This is a genomic window from Sediminicoccus sp. BL-A-41-H5, assembly GCF_050632405.1.
Classification (GTDB): domain Bacteria; phylum Pseudomonadota; class Alphaproteobacteria; order Acetobacterales; family Acetobacteraceae; genus Roseococcus.
The window spans coordinates 3,761,543-3,777,406 of record NZ_CP192601.1 but is presented as its reverse complement, the minus strand read 5'-3'; the positions used below and the strand labels follow the sequence as shown (position 1 = coordinate 3,777,406).

General features: G+C 72.0%; 13 protein-coding genes. 4 read left to right on the top strand and 9 right to left on the bottom strand.

Annotation, left to right across the window (positions count from 1 at the left end):
- Positions 1-24: 24 nt before the first annotated feature.
- The gene (gene cysQ, locus ACQ860_RS18495) at positions 25-789 is read right to left on the bottom strand and encodes a 3'(2'),5'-bisphosphate nucleotidase CysQ (protein ID WP_431304807.1); all 765 of its coding nucleotides are present in this window, start codon (positions 787-789) and stop codon (positions 25-27) included.
- A gap of 87 nt (positions 790-876) precedes the next feature.
- Here cysQ and ACQ860_RS18490 point away from each other — a divergent pair, with 87 nt between their 5' ends.
- Genes ACQ860_RS18490 through ACQ860_RS18475 form a run of 4 tightly spaced genes read left to right on the top strand, consistent with a single transcriptional unit; the run spans position 877 to position 5,218 of the window.
- The gene (locus ACQ860_RS18490) at positions 877-2,337 is read left to right on the top strand and encodes a leucyl aminopeptidase (protein ID WP_431304806.1); all 1,461 of its coding nucleotides are present in this window, start codon (positions 877-879) and stop codon (positions 2,335-2,337) included.
- A 54-nt stretch (positions 2,338-2,391) separates the two neighbouring features.
- On the top strand, positions 2,392-3,717 hold the full coding sequence (locus tag ACQ860_RS18485) for a leucyl aminopeptidase family protein (RefSeq protein WP_431304805.1): 1,326 nt from the start codon (positions 2,392-2,394) through the stop codon (positions 3,715-3,717).
- 25 nt (positions 3,718-3,742) lie between these two features.
- The gene (locus ACQ860_RS18480) at positions 3,743-4,726 is read left to right on the top strand and encodes an NADPH:quinone reductase (RefSeq protein ID WP_431304804.1); all 984 of its coding nucleotides are present in this window, start codon (positions 3,743-3,745) and stop codon (positions 4,724-4,726) included.
- A gap of 51 nt (positions 4,727-4,777) precedes the next feature.
- Positions 4,778-5,218 carry a DNA polymerase III subunit chi gene (locus ACQ860_RS18475; protein WP_431304803.1) on the top strand — a complete coding sequence of 147 codons (441 nt, stop codon included), beginning with the start codon at positions 4,778-4,780 and terminating at the stop codon, positions 5,216-5,218.
- 3 nt (positions 5,219-5,221) lie between these two features.
- Here the strand turns inward: ACQ860_RS18475 and ACQ860_RS18470 are convergent, their stop codons facing one another.
- The 8 genes from ACQ860_RS18470 to ACQ860_RS18435 form a co-directional block, all read right to left on the bottom strand.
- Positions 5,222-5,683: a GNAT family N-acetyltransferase gene (locus ACQ860_RS18470; protein WP_431304802.1), complete on the bottom strand. Its 462-nt coding sequence runs from the start codon at positions 5,681-5,683 to the stop codon at positions 5,222-5,224.
- A 1-nt stretch (position 5,684) separates the two neighbouring features.
- A complete protein-coding gene (locus tag ACQ860_RS18465; protein WP_431304801.1) occupies positions 5,685-6,635 on the bottom strand; it encodes a Bug family tripartite tricarboxylate transporter substrate binding protein in 951 nt (316 codons plus the stop codon).
- Positions 6,636-6,679: 44 nt separating this feature from the next.
- Entirely contained in the window at positions 6,680-8,005 is a 1,326-nt protein-coding gene (gene cysG / locus ACQ860_RS18460; protein ID WP_431304800.1) for a siroheme synthase CysG, read from the bottom strand.
- Positions 8,005-10,551, bottom strand: a complete 2,547-nt coding sequence (locus ACQ860_RS18455) for a molybdopterin-dependent oxidoreductase (protein ID WP_431304799.1) — start codon at positions 10,549-10,551, stop codon at positions 8,005-8,007. Before ACQ860_RS18455 ends, cysG begins: the two co-directional genes overlap by 1 nt.
- A gap of 52 nt (positions 10,552-10,603) precedes the next feature.
- Positions 10,604-12,112 (bottom strand): sulfite reductase subunit alpha, encoded by a 1,509-nt coding sequence (locus ACQ860_RS18450; RefSeq protein WP_431304798.1) that lies wholly within the window; start codon positions 12,110-12,112, stop codon positions 10,604-10,606.
- Positions 12,109-13,815: a NirA family protein gene (locus tag ACQ860_RS18445; RefSeq protein ID WP_431304797.1), complete on the bottom strand. Its 1,707-nt coding sequence runs from the start codon at positions 13,813-13,815 to the stop codon at positions 12,109-12,111. Before ACQ860_RS18445 ends, ACQ860_RS18450 begins: the two co-directional genes overlap by 4 nt.
- Before the next feature lie 61 nt (positions 13,816-13,876).
- Positions 13,877-15,067, bottom strand: coding sequence for an NAD(P)/FAD-dependent oxidoreductase (locus ACQ860_RS18440; protein WP_431304796.1), 1,191 nt, complete (start codon positions 15,065-15,067; stop codon positions 13,877-13,879).
- Positions 15,064-15,855 (bottom strand): ABC transporter ATP-binding protein, encoded by a 792-nt coding sequence (locus ACQ860_RS18435; protein ID WP_431304795.1) that lies wholly within the window; start codon positions 15,853-15,855, stop codon positions 15,064-15,066. The genes ACQ860_RS18440 and ACQ860_RS18435 overlap by 4 nt, the downstream gene beginning before the upstream one ends.
- Positions 15,856-15,864 lie beyond the last annotated feature (9 nt).

Here is a 15,864-nt window from a genome sequence, read left to right as displayed (position 1 = left end):
CACACATCGCGTGGACCGGCGGCGTCATGCCGCCCCCCAAGCCACGAAACCGGGATTGCGGAAGCCCGGCTTGCCGTAGCGCAGCGGCTGGCCCGCCGCGTCCACGACGCGCCCGCCCGCCGCCTCCAGCACCGCCTGCCCCGCCGCCGTGTCCCATTCCATGATGCCGGAGGCGAGGCGCGGCATCAGGTCGGCGCGGCCCTCGGCGATCCAGGCGAACTTCAGCGCGGAACCCAGGCGCGTCGTCTCGCGCACCGGCCAGTCGCGGCAGAAGGCCGCCGTCGCGTCGGCGTCGCGGTGTGAGCGGCTGTCCAGCACATGCAGGCCCTCCGCCGGCGGGCGGCGGGCCCGGATCGGGCGGCGCGCGCCGCCCTCCTCCATCCAGGCGCCCTGCCCCACGATTCCGGCATAGAGGCTGCCCCGGCCCGGTGCGCCCAACACGCCCAGGACCGGGCGCCCGGCCTCGATCAGCGCGATGCAGGTGACGTATTCATCACGGCCGGCGGCGAATTCGCGTGTCCCGTCCAGCGGGTCCACCAGCCAGAAGCGCTGGCCCACCTCGGGCAGGTCGCCGGCCGCGCAGGCCTCCTCCGCCACCACCGGGATGCCCGGGGCGGCGTCCAGCAGCCCCTCGGTGATGATGCCCTCGGCCAGGCGGTCGGCCGCGGTAACGGGGCTGGCATCGCCCTTGCGCTCGATGGCGAAGCCCGCCCGCCGCACCGCCTCGATCGCATCGCCCGCCTGGCGCGCGAGGCGCACGGCAAGCTCCAGGAGTTCGGCGTGGGTCATCCCATCGGTCTATCCACCCGGCCGGGATGACGCAATGCGAGGCAGCCCCTATCCTATGGGGAAGCCTCACACCGGAACGGACCCTCCATGCTCGACATCGCCTTCGCCAAGCCTGCGCTGCCGAAAGCCGGCGCGCTCGTCCTCCTCATCAGCGAGGGCGCGGCACTCGCCGGCCTCGCCGCCGCGCTGGATGCGGCGATGGAAGGCGGCCTCGCCCGCGCGCTGGAAGCCGCCGGCTTCAAGGGCAAGACGGGGCAGTCGGCCACGCTCTGGGCGCCGCAGGGTGGCATCACCAAGCTGGTGGTCCTCGGTACGGGCGAGACCCCGGATGCCGAGAAGCTGGGCGGCAGCCTCATCCCCATGATCGCGGGCGAGGCGGCGGCCATGGTCGCGGCCGATGGCCTCACGGCGGAGCAGGCGGCGAGCCTTGCCATGGGGGCCGCGCTGCGCGCCTATCGCTTCGACCGTTACCGCACGACCGAAAAGGCCGAGGAGAAGCCCAAGCTCGCGAAGCTCACCATCGGCACGGGCGAGGCCGCCGCCGCGAAGTCGGCCTTCGCGCCGATGAAGGCCGTGGTGGAGGGCGTCTTCCTCACGCGCGACCTCGTCTCCGAGCCCGCCAATATCCTGACGCCGGCCGAATTCGCCGATCGCCTGAAGGGACTCGAAAAGCTCGGCCTCGGCGTCGAGGTGCTGGGGCCGAAGGAGATGAAGAAGCTCGGCTTCGGCGCGCTGCTGGGCGTGGCGCAGGGCTCGATCAACGAGCCGCGCATGGTGGTGATGAAGTGGAACGGGTCCGGCAAGAAGAAGATGGACAAGCCGCTCTGCTTCATCGGCAAGGGCGTGACCTTCGACACGGGCGGCATCTCCATCAAGCCGGCCGGCGGCATGGAGGACATGAAGTGGGACATGGCCGGCGCCGGCACGGTGGCCGGCCTGATGGCGGCGCTGGCCGGCCGCAAGGCGAAGGCTGACGTGATCGGCATCGTGGGTCTCGTCGAGAACATGCCGGGCCACAATGCGCAGCGCCCCGGTGACGTGGTGACCAGCGCCTCGGGCCAGACCATCGAGGTGATCAACACCGACGCCGAAGGGCGCCTGGTGCTGGCCGACGTCATCCACTACGCGATCCAGAAGTTCGACCCGGCCTTCATGGTGGACCTGGCCACGCTGACGGGTGCGATCATCGTGGCGCTGGGCCATGAGCATGCGGGCCTGTTTGCCAATGACGAGGAACTGGCCGCGCGCATCATCGCGGCCGGCAACGCGGTGGGCGAAGCCGCCTGGCGCATGCCGCTGGGCGAGGCCTATGACAAGCAGATCAAGTCCGACATCGCCGACATGAAGAATGTGGGCGGCGGCCGGGCCGGCGGCTCGATCACGGCGGCCTGCTTCATCCAGCGCTTCGTGCAGGGCAAGCCCTGGGCGCATCTCGACATCGCCGGCACCGCCTGGGCGACGAAGGACAGCGCGACGATCCCGAAGGGCGCCTCGGCCTATGGCGTGCGCATGCTCGACCGGCTTGTGGCGGAGCATTACGAAGGCTGAGCGGTGCTGAAGATCCGGCGCGCGCCCTCACGCGGCGCGCTCAGGCTGCGGCCCATGACGGAAGGGGCGCACCCTTCAGGATTCCGCGGCCGGCCGGGCGAAGTGCTGGAACTCTCCCCCGGCGAACGCTGGGTGGGGGCCGAGGGCGCCTCCTCCCCGCATGACTGGGAGCGTGTGGGGGCGGCCTGCATCGCGGCGGCGGGGGATGCGGGGCGGGTCGCGCTGGATGCGCGCGGGTTGCCCGTTGCATGCGGCGTGGCGCTGGCGACGGGCGGCGTGCTGCGCGCCTGGCGCTTCGAGCGATTGAAGGCGAAGAAACAACCGCGGCGGATCGAACTGCTGGTGGATGAGCCTGCGCTGCTGGAAGCGCCATGGAAGCGGGCCGCGGCCGCGCTGGCCGGCGCCGCCTTCGCGCGCGAGCTGGTGGCGGAGCCGGGCAATCACCTGACACCAGGCGTCTTCGCGGACCGGCTGAAGGCGCTGCGGAAGGATGGCATCGAGGTCACGGTGCTGGGTCGCAAGGATTTGCGCCGGCTGGGCGCGGGTGGGCTGCTGGCGGTGGGCCAGGGCAGCGCCCATCCGCCACGCCTCCTCGTGCTGCGCTGGAAGGGCGGCTTCAAGGCGCCGCCCGTCGCCTTCATCGGCAAGGGCATCTGCTTCGATACGGGCGGCATCTCCATCAAGGGCGCCACGGGCATGGAGGCGATGCGCGCCGACATGGCGGGAGCCGCCGCCTGCGCGGGGGCCATGCTGGCGCTGGCCCGCCGGCGCTCCCCCTGCCCTGCCGTCGCCGTGCTCGCCATCGCCGAGAATGCGACGAGCGGCATGGCCTATCGCCCGGGCGACGTGCTGCGAATGATGAATGGCCGCAGCGTGGAAGTGGTGGACACCGACGCCGAGGGCCGCCTGGTGCTGGCCGACGCGCTGCATTTCGCCGCGCGCCGCTTCCGCCCGCAGGCGCTGCTCGACCTCGCGACGCTGACCGGCAGCGTGGTGACCGCGCTCGGCCATCACCGCGCGGGGCTCTTCGGCAATGACGCCGCACTGGGCACAGCGGTGGCTGCGGCGGGCGAGGTGGTGGGCGAGCGGCTCTGGCCCCTGCCCATCGGCGAGCGGCACCGCGAGGATCTGAAGAGCGACATCGCCGATCTCAGGCAATGCCTGCCGGCCGGGCGCGGGCCACAGCCCGACGCCTCGCATGCCGCGGCCTTCCTGCGCGAATTCGCGGGGGCGCTGCCCTGGGCGCATCTGGACATCGCGGGCGTGGACAGCGCCGAGACGGAGGATTTCCTGGCCGCGAAAGGCACGCCCAGCGGCTTCGGCGTGCGGCTGCTGGACGCGCTGGTGGAGCGCCATTTCGAGGACCCGCATCGGCTATGATGCCGCATGCCCACTGGAGATCATGATGATGAAAGCCGTCTGGTACGAGGCGACCGGCGCCGCGCGCGATGTGCTGGTGCATGGCGAGATGCCCACCCCCGAGGCAGGGCCGGGCGAGGTGCTGGTCCGCCTCCACGCTTCCGGCGTGAATCCCTCGGATTGCAAGGCGCGCGGCGGCTCCCGCCCCATGTCGGCGCCGCGCGTCATCCCGCACAGTGACGGTGCGGGCGTGATCGCGGGCGTCGGCGCTGGCGTGGATGCGGCGCGCATCGGAAGCCGCGTCTGGATCTGGAACGGGCAATGGAAGCGGCCCTTCGGCACGGCGGCTGAATACATCGCGCTCCCCGCGGCCCAGGCCGTGCCGCTGCCGGAGAATGTGAGCTTCGAAGAGGGCGCCTGCCTCGGCATTCCGGCGCTGACGGCGCTGCGCGCGGTGATGGTGGATGGCGGCGTGATCGGTCATTCCGTGCTGGTGGCGGGCGGTGCGGGCGCCGTCGGCCACTACGCCATCCAGTTCGCGAAGCGGCTGGGTGCGAAGCAGGTGATCGCGACCGTGAGCTCGGAGGCCAAGGCCACGCATGCGCGCGCGGCCGGGGCCGATGCCTTGATCAACTACCGCGCCGAGGATGTGGCGGCGCGCGTGCAGGAATTGACCGGCGGGCGCGGTGTGGACCGCGTGATCGAGGTGGACCTCGCCGCCAATGCCGCGCTGCTGCCGCGCATCGTGAAGCAGGACGGGCTCTGCGTGACCTATGGCTCGGGGGCGGCCGAGATCACGCTGGGCTTCTTCCCGATGATCCTCTCCGGCACGGCGATCCGCTTCTTCATCGTCTATGAACTGAGCGCCGAAGCGCGCGAAGAGTGCGAGATGGTGCTGGACAAGCTGCTCCGCGAAGGGCGGCTGCAGCATGCCATCGCCGCCACGCTGCCCCTCGCGGAATGCGCCGCGGCGCATGAGCGGGTGATGGATGGCACGGCGATGGGCAATGTGGTGCTCACCCTTGGCTGATCACGCGGCCGGGAGGGTTGGTGTGGCGGCTGCCGGCGGCGTGGGGAAGATATGACGGAGATCGGCTTCTACCACCTCACGCGCAGCACGCTGGAACAGGCACTGCCGCGCCTGCTGGGCCGTGTGCTCGCCTTGCAGCAGCGCGCGCTGGTGCTCTGCGCGAGCGAGGAGCGGATAAAGTCGCTGGATGACACGCTCTGGACCTGTGCCGAGCCCGACTGGCTGCCGCATGGCACGCGGGACGGCGCGGTGCAGCCCATCTTCCTCACGCTGGCCGATGCGCCGCCGCCCAATGGCGCGCAGCACCTGTTTCTCACGGAGGGCACGGAGAGCGCGCATCTGCCGCTCTATGCCCGCGCCTTCGATCTCTTCGATGGCGGCGATGAGAATGCCGTCGCCGCCGCGCGCCGTCGCTGGAGTGCCGCCAAGGCGGCGGGGCACACGCTCACCTATTGGCAGCAGGGCGAGCGCGGCTGGGAGAAGAAGGCCTGAGCCTCAGAGCTTCAGCGCCATCTCGCCGGTCTCGCTGAAGCCGAGGCGGGCATAGAGCGGCAAGGAGCGCGGCCCGGCATGCAGCAGCGCGCGGCCGCAGCCTTGCGCCGCCAGATGTGCGAGGCAGGCCTCAACGAGGCGCCGGCCCAAGCCCTGCCCGCGCTCCGCTGGCTCCACATAGAGGCCCCAGATATAGCCGACGCGAACGGCATCCACGTCGCGGAAGGCCGGATAGGCGGCGGGCATGGGGCGGGCGCAGGCGCTGCCGAGGGCGATTCCGTCACGCCGGACGACGAAGCCCGCGAAGCCACCCGCCTGCCGCGCCTCGGTGAGGAAGGCCAGCGCCAGCTCCCGCCAATCCGCGCGCGTCTCGGCGGGGCCCACGCCCATCTCCAGCCAGTGGCGCCGGTAGAACTCGATCAGCAGCGCGTCATCGGCCGAGGGCGCGATGAGGGGCGCCGCCATCTCAGCTCTCCATCATGATCCCGGTCAGCGTCGCCATCTCCTGCCAGCGGCGCACCTCCGCCTGCTGGAACGCGGCGAAATCCGCCGGGCCCATCGGTGCCGCGTTCAGCCCGGCCTGCGTCGCGCGCTCGGCCGTCTCGGGCTGGGCGAGGGCGCCCAGGAAGGCCTCCGAGAGGCGCGTCACCCGCGCCGCATCCACCCCGCGCGGGGCGAAGAGGCCGAACCAGGCATCCACCGCCATGAAGGGCACGCCGGCCTCGGCCGTCGTCGGCAGGTCGGGGAAGCCCGGCACGCGCTGCGCCGCGCCGATGGAGAGCGCGCGCAGGCGCCCCTCGCGCACCAGCGCGACCACGCCGGGCCAGGTGGAGACGTAGAAATCCACGACACCCGCCACCGTGTCCTGCGTGGCGGGGCCGCCGCCGCGATAGGGCACATGCACCGCATCCATGCCCGAGCGCCGCACGAAGGTCTCCGCGATCACATGGCTGGCCGAGCCCGCCTGGGAGGAGGCGTAGGAAACGCGCCGGCCGCCGCGGCCCATCTCGATCAGCCCCGCCATGTTCCGCGCGGATGAATTGGCCGGCACCACCGTCGCGTGATGCACGGTGGCCAGCCGCGCCACGGGCGTGAAGCTCTCGATCACGTTGTAGGGCAGGTTGCGCGCCATCCATTGGTTGGAGGCATGCGTCTGGTTGTGGCCGAGGATGATGCTGTTGCCATCCGCCGCCGCGCGCGCCGCCGCTTCCGTGCCGATGATGCCGCCCGCCCCGCCACGATTATCAACCACCACCGGCTGGCCCAGCGTGGCGCCGGCGCGCTCGACCAGGATGCGGGCCAGGATATCCGTGCTGCCGCCGGGCGGGGCGGGGACGATCAGGCGCAGCGGCTGGGTCTGGCCGCGCGCGATGGCGGGGGTGGCCAGGATGCTGGCGATCAGGAGACGGCGCTGCATGATGTTTCCTCCGGCGATGGCCGGGTTCTAGCGCAAGCGCGCGCTCAGGCGAAGGCGGCTTCGGTGCGGGCCGGAAGCGCGCCATGCGCCACCGCCTCGCCCAGCAGCAGCAGCACGGGCCCATCGCCGGCCCAGCCGGGGGCGAAGGCCGCGATCTCGGTCAGCGTGCCACGCAATTCGCGCTGCCGGGGTGAGCCGCCGCGCTCGATCAGGGCGGCGGGGGTATTCATGTCGAAGCCCTCCCGCGCCAGGCCCTCACGCAACTGGGGCAGCGTGGTGAGGCCCATATAGATGGCGAGCGTCTGCCCGGGCCGGGCGAGCGCGGCGAAGTCCAGATCGAGCCGCCCCTCGCGCGTGTGGCCGGTGACGAAGGTGAGCATGCGCGCGGCATCGCGATGCGTCAGCGGGATGCCGGCCTGGGCGGCGCAGCCGAGTGCGGCGGTGACGCCGGGGACCACCTCGAAGGGAATGCCGGCCTCGGCGAGCGCCTCGGCTTCCTCGCCGCCGCGGCCAAAGATGAAGGGATCGCCGCCCTTGAGGCGCACCACGCGGTGCCCCTCCCGCGCGAGCTCGATGAGCAGCGTGTTGATTCCCTCCTGCGGGACGCAATGCAGCGCGCGCTTCTTGCCCACGAAGATGCGCCGCGCATCGCGCCGCGCGAGGTCCAGCACCTCCGCGCTTACCAGGCGGTCATGCACGATGACATCGGCCTCGCCCAACGCGCGCAGGGCGCGCAGCGTCAGCAGATCGGCGGCGCCCGGCCCGGCACCGACGAGTTGCACGAAGCCGCGCGGCGCAGCTTCGGCATGGTCCAACAGGCGTGCGAAGGCGGCCTCGGCCTCGGCCTGGCGGCCGGCGAGCGCGAGGTCGGCCGGCGTGCCGGTCAGGGCGCGCTCCAGGAAGGCGCGGCGCGCGGGCAGGCTCGGCAGGCGCGCGCGGACAGCCGCCTGGAACCTCGCCCCCAGCGCCGCGACGCGGCCGAGCAGCGGCGGCAGCACCGCCTCGATCTTCTGGCGGATCAGCCGCGCCAGCACGGGTGCGGCGCCGCCGGTGGAGACGCCGATGGTGATGCCGTCCCGCGTGATGATGGCGGGCGTGATGAAGGAGCAGAATTCCGGCCGGTCCACCACGTTCACCGGGATGCCGCGGGCCGTGCAGGCGGTGTGCAGCGCAGCCAGATCCTCCTCCGGCGCGCCGGCCGCAACAGCCATGGCGCAGCCTTCGAGCAGCGCCGCATCGAAGCGTGGCGCCTCGCGCAGCTCGGCCCCGGCGGCGCGCAGCAGCGCGGCCTTGGCCTCCAGCGCCTCACCCGTGCCGAGCAGCAGCACGCTGCGGCCTTGCAGATCGAGGAAGGCGGGGAAGTGGCGCATCAGGCCGGCGCCATCGCCAGCAGCGCGGCAAGCTCCGGCTTGCAGCTGCCGCAACCCGTGCCGGCGCAGGTGGCCGCGCCGATGGCGGCCACATCCCCTGCCCCGGCCTCGATCGCGGCGCGGATGGTGGCCGCACTCACGCCATGGCAGGCGCAGAGCGTGGGTGATGGCGCCGGGCCATCCGGCAGCATGCCCGCCAGCAGCGCGTGGCGGGCTGCGCTGCCGATGCGCGCCTCGGCGAAGAGGGTGATGAGCCACTCACGCGGCGGCAGGGCATGGTCGGCCCCCAGGAAGACGACCGCGATGAGCTGCCCGTCACGCAGCCAGGCGGCACGGTGCTCCCCTGTCGCTTCGGCATGGAGGGCGATGGTGGCCGGGCCTTCGCCAAGGGCTTCGACGAGACGCCCGAAGGGTGCCGCATCGCTGCCGGCGAGTTCGTGGCGCATCATGCCCTCGGCGGCGGGCGCGATGGCGCACCAGTCGGCAAGCTGCGCGCCCAGGGAGCGGCGGGCAAGGATGAAGCCGTGCCAGCTGGCCGCGAAAGGGGCCAGCGTGACGGGCGTATGCTTCAGCTCGGGCTGACCGCTGACAGGGTCCGTGGCGGGCGTCACCGCCGCGTTGATGCGCGCGCGTGGGGCAAGCTGGTCCGTCCAGTGCATGGGCGCGAAGCAGGCGCCGCGCGGTGTTGCGGCATCAAGCGCGAGGCGCAGCACCGCCTCGCCCCATGCGCTCGTCACGCGCACAAGGCCGCCCTCGGTGAGGTCCGCGGCGTCGGCCGGGTTCAGCGTGAGCACGGGCTCATGGGCGTGCTGCATCAGGCGCGGCACGCGGCCGGTGCGGGTCATGGTGTGCCATTGGTCGCGCAGGCGGCCGGTGAGCAGGATCATCCGGCCCTCATGCGCCGGCGGGCGGAAGGGCGTGGGAATCAGCCGCTGCACGGGCGGCGTGATGCGCCCACCGCGCGGGCCATGCCGGGGCACCGGCCATTGCGTGGGCGGCAGGGCCTCGTATTCGGCATCGCTGAGGTCGGCGAGGCCGCCCAGATCGAAGACGCGCGGCGCGGGGCGGGCGAGTTCCGTGACCGCCGCATGCTCGCGGAAGATGGCGGCGGCGTTCGGCCAGGCGAAGTGCTCGCCCCAACCGAGGCGCGAGGCCACCTGCGCGATGATCCACCAATCAGGCCGCGCCTCGCCGGGTGCGGGCAGGAACCCGCGCTGGCGGCTGATCACGCGCTCGCTGTTGGTGACGGTGCCGTCCTTCTCGCCCCAGCCCAGCGCGGGCAGCAGGATCCGAGCGTGTGCCGCCGTGTCGCTGCCCGCATGGCAGTCAGAGAGGATGAGCGTGGGGATGCGCGCCAGCGCGCGGCGCACCTGCGCGGAATCCGGCAGCGAGACGGCGGGATTCGTCGCCATCACCCACATGGCGCCGATGCGCCCCGCCTCCGCCGCGCGGAACAGCTCCACCGCCTTCAGGCCGGGCTTCGTCGCGAGGTTCGGCGCCTGCCAGAAAGCGCGCAGCGCGGCCACCTCCTCCGGCTGATCGGCGTCGAGATGGCCGGCCAGCATATTGGCCAAGGCCCCCACCTCGCGCCCGCCCATCGCATTGGGTTGGCCGGTGACGCTGAAGGGTCCCATGCCGGGGCGGCCGATGCGGCCCGTGGCAAGGTGGCAGTTGATGATGGCGTTCGCCTTGTCGGTGCCGCTGCTCGACTGGTTGGTGCCCTGGCTCCAGAGCGTCACCACGCGCTCCGTGCTGGTGAACCATTGGTGGAAGGCCGCGATCTGGGCGGGATCAAGGCCAGTGAGTGCGGGCACGTCCAGCGCCTGCCGCAGGCCGTCGGGGATGGGGAAGCCGGCGCGGCCGAGATGGACGAGCAGCCCGGCGAAGAGCGCGACATCGCTGCCCGGGCGCAGCGCCAGATGCAGATCGGCCGCCTCGCAGCTCGCGGTGCGGCGCGGGTCCACCACGACGAGGCGCATCATCGGTCGGACCGCCTTGGCGGCAAGGATGCGCTGATGCAGCACCGGGTGGCACCAGGCGAGATTGCTGCCGACGAGGATGACGAGATCCGCCTGCTCCAGGTCGGCATAGACGCCCGGCACCAGATCCTCGCCGAAGGCCCGCCTGTGGCCGGCGACGGCACTCGCCATGCAGAGGCGGGAATTGCTGTCGATATTGCCCGTGCCGAGGAAGCCTTTCGTGAGCTTGTTGGCGGCGTAATAGTCCTCCGTCAGCAATTGGCCGGAGACGTAGAGGGCCACGCCCTCCGGCCCGTGCTCGGCGAGGGCGCGGCGGAAGCCCTCGGCGGCCGCGTCCAACGCCGCGTCCCAGCTTGCGCGCTTGCCGTCCACCATCGGATGGAGAAGGCGGCCTTCCAGGCCGGTCGTCTCACCCAGCGCGGCGCCCTTGCTGCACAGGCGCCCCTGGTTGGCGGGATGCGCGGGATCGCCGCGGACGGCGCTGCCGGGAGCGGCCAGCACGCCGCAGCCCACGCCGCAATAGGGGCAGGTGGTGCGAGTCGTGGGCGGCAGGGAGCCGTCCATCATCGGTCCGATCGCGGAGCGGCGAAGCTGCGGAGCATGAATCGGCCCGGCGGCATCAATACACGTCCCGCTGGTAGCGGCCCTGCCTGGCCAGAGCCACGATCCAGTCGCGCGCCTGGTCGGGGCCCATGGCACCCTCGCGCATCGCCACCTCCCGCAGGGCCGCGTCCACATCCTTCGCCATGCGGCCGGCATCCCCGCAGACATAGAAATGCGCGCCATCCTGAAGCCAGCGCCAGAGATCGGGCGCATCCTCCAGCATGCGGTGCTGCACGTAGTCCTTCGCCTTGCCGTCACGCGACCAGGCGAGGGACAGGCGTTGCAGCGTGCCGTCCTTGCGCCAGGCCGCGAGTTCCTCGGCGAAGAGGAAATCGGTGGCCGCATGCCGGTCGCCGAAGAAGAGCCAGGTGCGGCCCTTGAGGCCGAGCGCCGCGCGCTCCTGCAGGAAGGCGCGGAAGGGCGCGATGCCGGTGCCGGGGCCGACCATGATCACGGGCGTCTCGGCGCGATCGGGCAGGCGGAAATGGCTGGGCTGCGTGTAGACCGGCAAGGCTTCCGCGCGAAAGGCGAGGTGGCAGGAGGCGACGCCATCCCGCATGCGTCCGCGCCGCGCATCGCGCACCACGCCGACGCAAAGCTCGACCCGCCCCGGTGTGGCGCGTGGCGAGGAGGCGATGGAATAGAGCCGGGGCTTCAGCGTCGGCAGCGAGGCCACGAGATCCGCCACGGGCGGGCAGGCCGAGGGGAAGGCCTCCAGCAGGTCGAGCAGATCGGCATCGGCTGGTTCCACACCCTCCTCGCCATCGGCCAGGCGGCGCAGGGCAGCGGCCTCGCGCGGGTCGCGCGCCGCGCCGGCCAGCAGATCGAGCGTGCGGTCCAGCGGGCGGGCGATGTCGCGCTCGGCGGAGAAGGCTTCGCGCAGGGTGTCGTCGCCCGTGGCGTTGAGCCGCGCGAGGCAGGCCTCGACCAGCTCCGGATCGTTGCGGACGACGACCCCGAGCGAGTCGCCCGGTTCATAGGTCACCGAGGTGCCGCTGAGGTCGACCACGATGCGGCGCACATCCTTGCCGCTGCCCTCGCCGGTCAGCCGCTCGGAGGCGAGGAGCCGCGCCGTCTCGCCACGCGGCTTCACGGCGGCGGGGGCGGCGGCGGCCGCCACCTTCACGTCGGCCATGAGGCGCTTCACCGCATCGCGCGTCACCTTGCCGCCGGGCTGGCAGAGCGCGGTGGAGGTCTCGCGCCCTTCGGCCAGGGCTTCGGCATAGGTCTGGCAGAGATAGCCGCATTGCCCGCAATCGAGCTGCGCCATGGCCGCCATCAGCCGGCGCGGCAGGCTGCGGCCCTCGGCGAGCGCCAGGCGTTCGTCGAGTTCCAGCGCCGGGTCATGCCAGGGGAAGTCCTCGGCGGGCGGCGGCGGCGCGGCGGAGAGGTCCGGCTGCTCGGCGCCGCCATAGAGGCCGGCGAGAAAGCCGTTCAGCCAGGCGCGCTGCTCGGCCGTGAAAGGCGCGGATTCGGGGATGAGCGGCACGGGGGCGGGGCCGAAATTTCGGGCGATGACGTTCATGCTTCCAGCATTCCGTTCAACTCGGCATCGGCGTGGCGGGCGCAGAAATCACGGAAGCTCTCGCCCTGCTGCCGCTCCTGCTGCCAGTGCCGAAGAATGTTCAACAGCAGCGGCGCCACATGTTCGGCCTGGACCTTGGGGCGGATGAGGCGGCCGATCCGCGCCTCCCGCGCGGCGCCACCACCGAGATGGATGTCGTAGCCCGGCAACACATCGTCAGCCTGCTCCACCTTGGCACCGAGCAGGCCGATATCGGCGATGAAATGCTGCGCGCAGGAATGGTGACAGCCGGTGAGATGGATGTTCAGCGGCGCGTCCAGCGTGATGCGTTCCTCGAGGAAGGACGCGATCTCGATCCCGTTGCGCTTGGTGTCCGCGGCGGCGAATTTGCACCCGGCAGAGCCCGTGCAGGCGACGAGGCCGGCGCGGATGGCGTTCGCTTCCGTACAGAGACCGAGTTCCGCAAGCGCGGCCTGCGCGCCCGCCACATCGGCCACATGCGGGATGAGCAGGTTCTGCCAGACGGTCAGGCGCAATTCGCCATTGCCGAAGCGATCGGTCACGCCGGCCAGGCCGCGCAGCTGCTCGGCGGAGAGCCGCGCGGCCGGCACCACCACGCCGAGCCAATGCCGCCCCTCCTGCCGCTGCGGATGACGGCCCACATGCGCGAGGCGATCCGGCGCGGGCGGGCGCTCCATCGCCGCCACGTCGAAGCGCGGCAGGGGCGCGCCCAGCACCGCCTCGACCTCGCTCAGGAAGCGCGCATGGCCCCAGGCATCGAGCAGGTATTTGAGGCGCGCCTTCTTGCGATCAGTGCGGTCGCCATGGGCGATGAAGACCCGCAGGATCGCGTCGCACAGCTTCACCACCTCGCCCGGCAGCACCGCGACGTCGGAAGGTGTCGCCAGGTCCTGGTGGCCGGTAATGCCGCCCAGGCCAAGGCGGAAACGGTATTCGCCATTCACCCGGACCACGCTGAGCGCGATGTCGTTCGTCTCCTCCAGCACGGCGATGGAGCCGCCGCCATCGAGGCTGATGTTGAACTTCCGCGGCAGGCCGAAGAGGTCCCGCGTGTTCAGGATGTGGTGGTGCAGCGCGCGCACGATCGGCCGCGTATCCACCCATTCGCGCGGATCGATGCCCACGGTGGGGGAGGCCGTGATGTTGCGGATATTGTCCGCCCCGGTGCCGCGCGGCAGCAGGCCGATCTCGCCGAGGCGCATCACCACCTCCGCGCCCTTGGCGGCCGGGATCAGGCGGATCTGCAGGTTGGCGCGGGTGGTGATGTCGATGAAGCCGCCGCCGCATTCCTCGGCGATGGCGGCCACCTCGCGCGCCTGATGCGCGGTGAGGATGCCGCCCGGGATGCGCAGGCGGCACATGAAGGCATCCTGCGCGGGGCCCACGAAGAACAGGCCGTGGAAGCGGCCGATGAAATCATCAATCGGCTTCGGGAATTGCCCGGCCTCGGCGCGGGCGGTGATTTCGCTCCAGCGGTCGAGCGGATGCTTGTCGCGCTTGGCTTCCTCCTGCGGGACGAGTTTTCCCCCACGCGCGATGGTGGCGTCCTGGGCCGCGCGCAGCGCATCGGCGGGCGCGGTGCCGCCACCCGCCGGGGCCAGCGCGCCACGTCGAGCTTCCACGCCGGCCATGAAGCCCTTGAGATAGTTCTGCTGCTCGGGCGAAAAGCCGGGGCCTTCCATCACATCGCCTCCGATCGCTGGGGCGTGCGCGGCGCGCGGAGGCATGAATGGGCGGCCAGCATCACGCGAGCTCCTGGGCATAGGCAGGGCCGAGCGCCAGGGCGGCGGCGTGCCGCCCGATGCGCCGGCCGGAAGCGATGAGGTTCAGGTAGAAGCCGCTGTCGCTGACATCGCCATAGAGCACGGCGCCCACCAGCCGGTCCTCGCGCAGGAAGAGCCGGCGATAGTGATCCTCCTCCTCGTCGCGCAGGGTCACGCCCTCCCCCGCGATCTCACCGGCGGACCAGACGGCGGTGCCGGAAACCTTGAGCGCCGCCGCATCGGCGCGCGGTGCGTAGCGCGCAGGCTGGCCGGCGAGCGTCGCGGCGGCTGTCTCGGCCTGTTCCAGCGCGGGCGCGACGAGGCCGATGGTGCGGCCCTCCAGCTCCGCGCATTCGCCGATCGCGAGGATGGCGGGGTCGCTGCTGCGCATGGCCGCGTCCACCTGGATACCGCGGCCAGTGGTCAGGCCCGCGGCGGCGGCGAGCGCCGTGTCAGGCCGGATACCGACGGCCATGATGACGATGCTGGCCGCGATGCGCTGTCCATCGGCCAGCACAACGCCGGTCACGCGCTCCTCGCCCTCGATGGCGGCGAGCTGCGCGGGCATGGCGAAGCGGATTCCGCGCTGGCCCATGCGACGCGTGAGCAGGCCGCCGGCGCCGGCATCGAGCTGACGTTCCATCGGCCATTCGACAGGGTGCAGCACCGTGACCTTCATGCCGCGCTGGGCAAGGCCCGCCGCGGCTTCCAGGCCGAGCAGCCCGCCCCCCACCACCACGGCCGAGCCACCACCACGCGCCGCGCGCAGCATGGCGCGCACATCGTCCAGCGTGCGGTAGGTCAGCACGCCGGGCAGGTTGGTGCCGGGCACATCCAGCCGGATGGCGCGCGAGCCCGTCGCGATCACCACGCGGTCATAGGCGATGCGCTCGCCGCGCGCCGTCACCGCCTCACCCGCCGCGCGGTCCAGCGCGACAACGGGCGTGGAGGGGCGGAAGGCGATGCCCAGGGCCTGCAGACTGGCCAGGTCCTGCGTGATCAGCGCGGGCAGCGTCGTCTCGCCCGCCAGCAGGGTGGAGAGTGCCACACGGTCATAGGGCAGCGCGGCCTCCGCGCCGCAGAGCGTCACGCGCGCGCCCGCCTCCGCCGCGCGCACCGCGCAGCGCGTGCCGGCCGGGCCCGCGCCGATGACCAGAACCCGATCGCTCACGCCGCGGCCGGCAGCGCGTGGCGCTCGTGCAGGAAGCGCAGCACCGCCTCCCGCGCCGCCAGGAAGCGCGGCTCGGAGGCGAGCGCCAGGCGGTCGCGCGGGCGGGGCAGGTCCACATCCAGCACCTCGCCGATGGTGGCATTGGGGCCGTTGGTCATCATCACGATACGGTCCGAGAGCAGCACCGCCTCATCCACGTCATGCGTGATCATCATGATGGTGGTGCCGAGGCGGGCATGGATCGCCATCACCTGGTCCTGCAGATGCGCCCGCGTCAGCGCATCCAGCGCGCCGAAGGGCTCGTCCAGCAGCAGCACCTTCGGCTTCATGGCGAGTGCGCGGGCGATGCCGACGCGCTGCTTCATGCCGCCCGAGATCTCGGCCGGCCGCTTCTGCGCATGCGCCTCCATGCGGACCAGCGCCAGGTTCTCCATGGTCCAGTCATGGCGCTGCGCGCGGGACATGTTGCGCCCCACCGTGCGATCCACGGCGAGCTTCACGTTCTCGTAGACCGTCAGCCAGGGCAGCAGCGAATGGTTCTGGAACACCACGGCACGGTCGGGCCCGGGCTCCGTCACCTCGCTGCCTTCCAGCAGCACACCGCCCAGTGTCGCGGGCAGCAGCCCCGCGACCACGTTCAGCAGGGTGGACTTGCCGCAGCCGGAGTGGCCGATCACGGCGACGTACTGCCCCTGCTCCACCTTGAGGTCGATGCTGTTCAGCACCAGAGGCGCCGTCGGCCCGAAGCGGACCGAGAGGCGGGAGATTTCGAGGAAGCTGCGGTTCATGGCGGTGGC

What these genes read in the sequence shown, in the direction of transcription:
- ACQ860_RS18470 (WP_431304802.1), bottom strand. Translation starts at nt 5,683, where the DNA reads ATGGCGGCGCCCCTCATCGCGCCCTCGGCCGATGACGCGCTGCTGATC.
- ACQ860_RS18450 (WP_431304798.1), bottom strand. Translation starts at nt 12,112, where the DNA reads ATGAACGTCATCGCCCGAAATTTCGGCCCCGCCCCCGTGCCGCTCATC.
- ACQ860_RS18465 (WP_431304801.1), bottom strand. Translation starts at nt 6,635, where the DNA reads ATGCAGCGCCGTCTCCTGATCGCCAGCATCCTGGCCACCCCCGCCATC.
- ACQ860_RS18435 (WP_431304795.1), bottom strand. Translation starts at nt 15,855, where the DNA reads ATGAACCGCAGCTTCCTCGAAATCTCCCGCCTCTCGGTCCGCTTCGGG.
- ACQ860_RS18445 (WP_431304797.1), bottom strand. Translation starts at nt 13,815, where the DNA reads ATGGAAGGCCCCGGCTTTTCGCCCGAGCAGCAGAACTATCTCAAGGGC.
- ACQ860_RS18480 (WP_431304804.1), top strand. Translation starts at nt 3,743, where the DNA reads ATGATGAAAGCCGTCTGGTACGAGGCGACCGGCGCCGCGCGCGATGTG.
- ACQ860_RS18475 (WP_431304803.1), top strand. Translation starts at nt 4,778, where the DNA reads ATGACGGAGATCGGCTTCTACCACCTCACGCGCAGCACGCTGGAACAG.
- cysQ (WP_431304807.1), bottom strand. Translation starts at nt 789, where the DNA reads ATGACCCACGCCGAACTCCTGGAGCTTGCCGTGCGCCTCGCGCGCCAG.
- ACQ860_RS18455 (WP_431304799.1), bottom strand. Translation starts at nt 10,551, where the DNA reads ATGATGGACGGCTCCCTGCCGCCCACGACTCGCACCACCTGCCCCTAT.
- ACQ860_RS18485 (WP_431304805.1), top strand. Translation starts at nt 2,392, where the DNA reads ATGACGGAAGGGGCGCACCCTTCAGGATTCCGCGGCCGGCCGGGCGAA.
- cysG (WP_431304800.1), bottom strand. Translation starts at nt 8,005, where the DNA reads ATGCGCCACTTCCCCGCCTTCCTCGATCTGCAAGGCCGCAGCGTGCTG.
- ACQ860_RS18490 (WP_431304806.1), top strand. Translation starts at nt 877, where the DNA reads ATGCTCGACATCGCCTTCGCCAAGCCTGCGCTGCCGAAAGCCGGCGCG.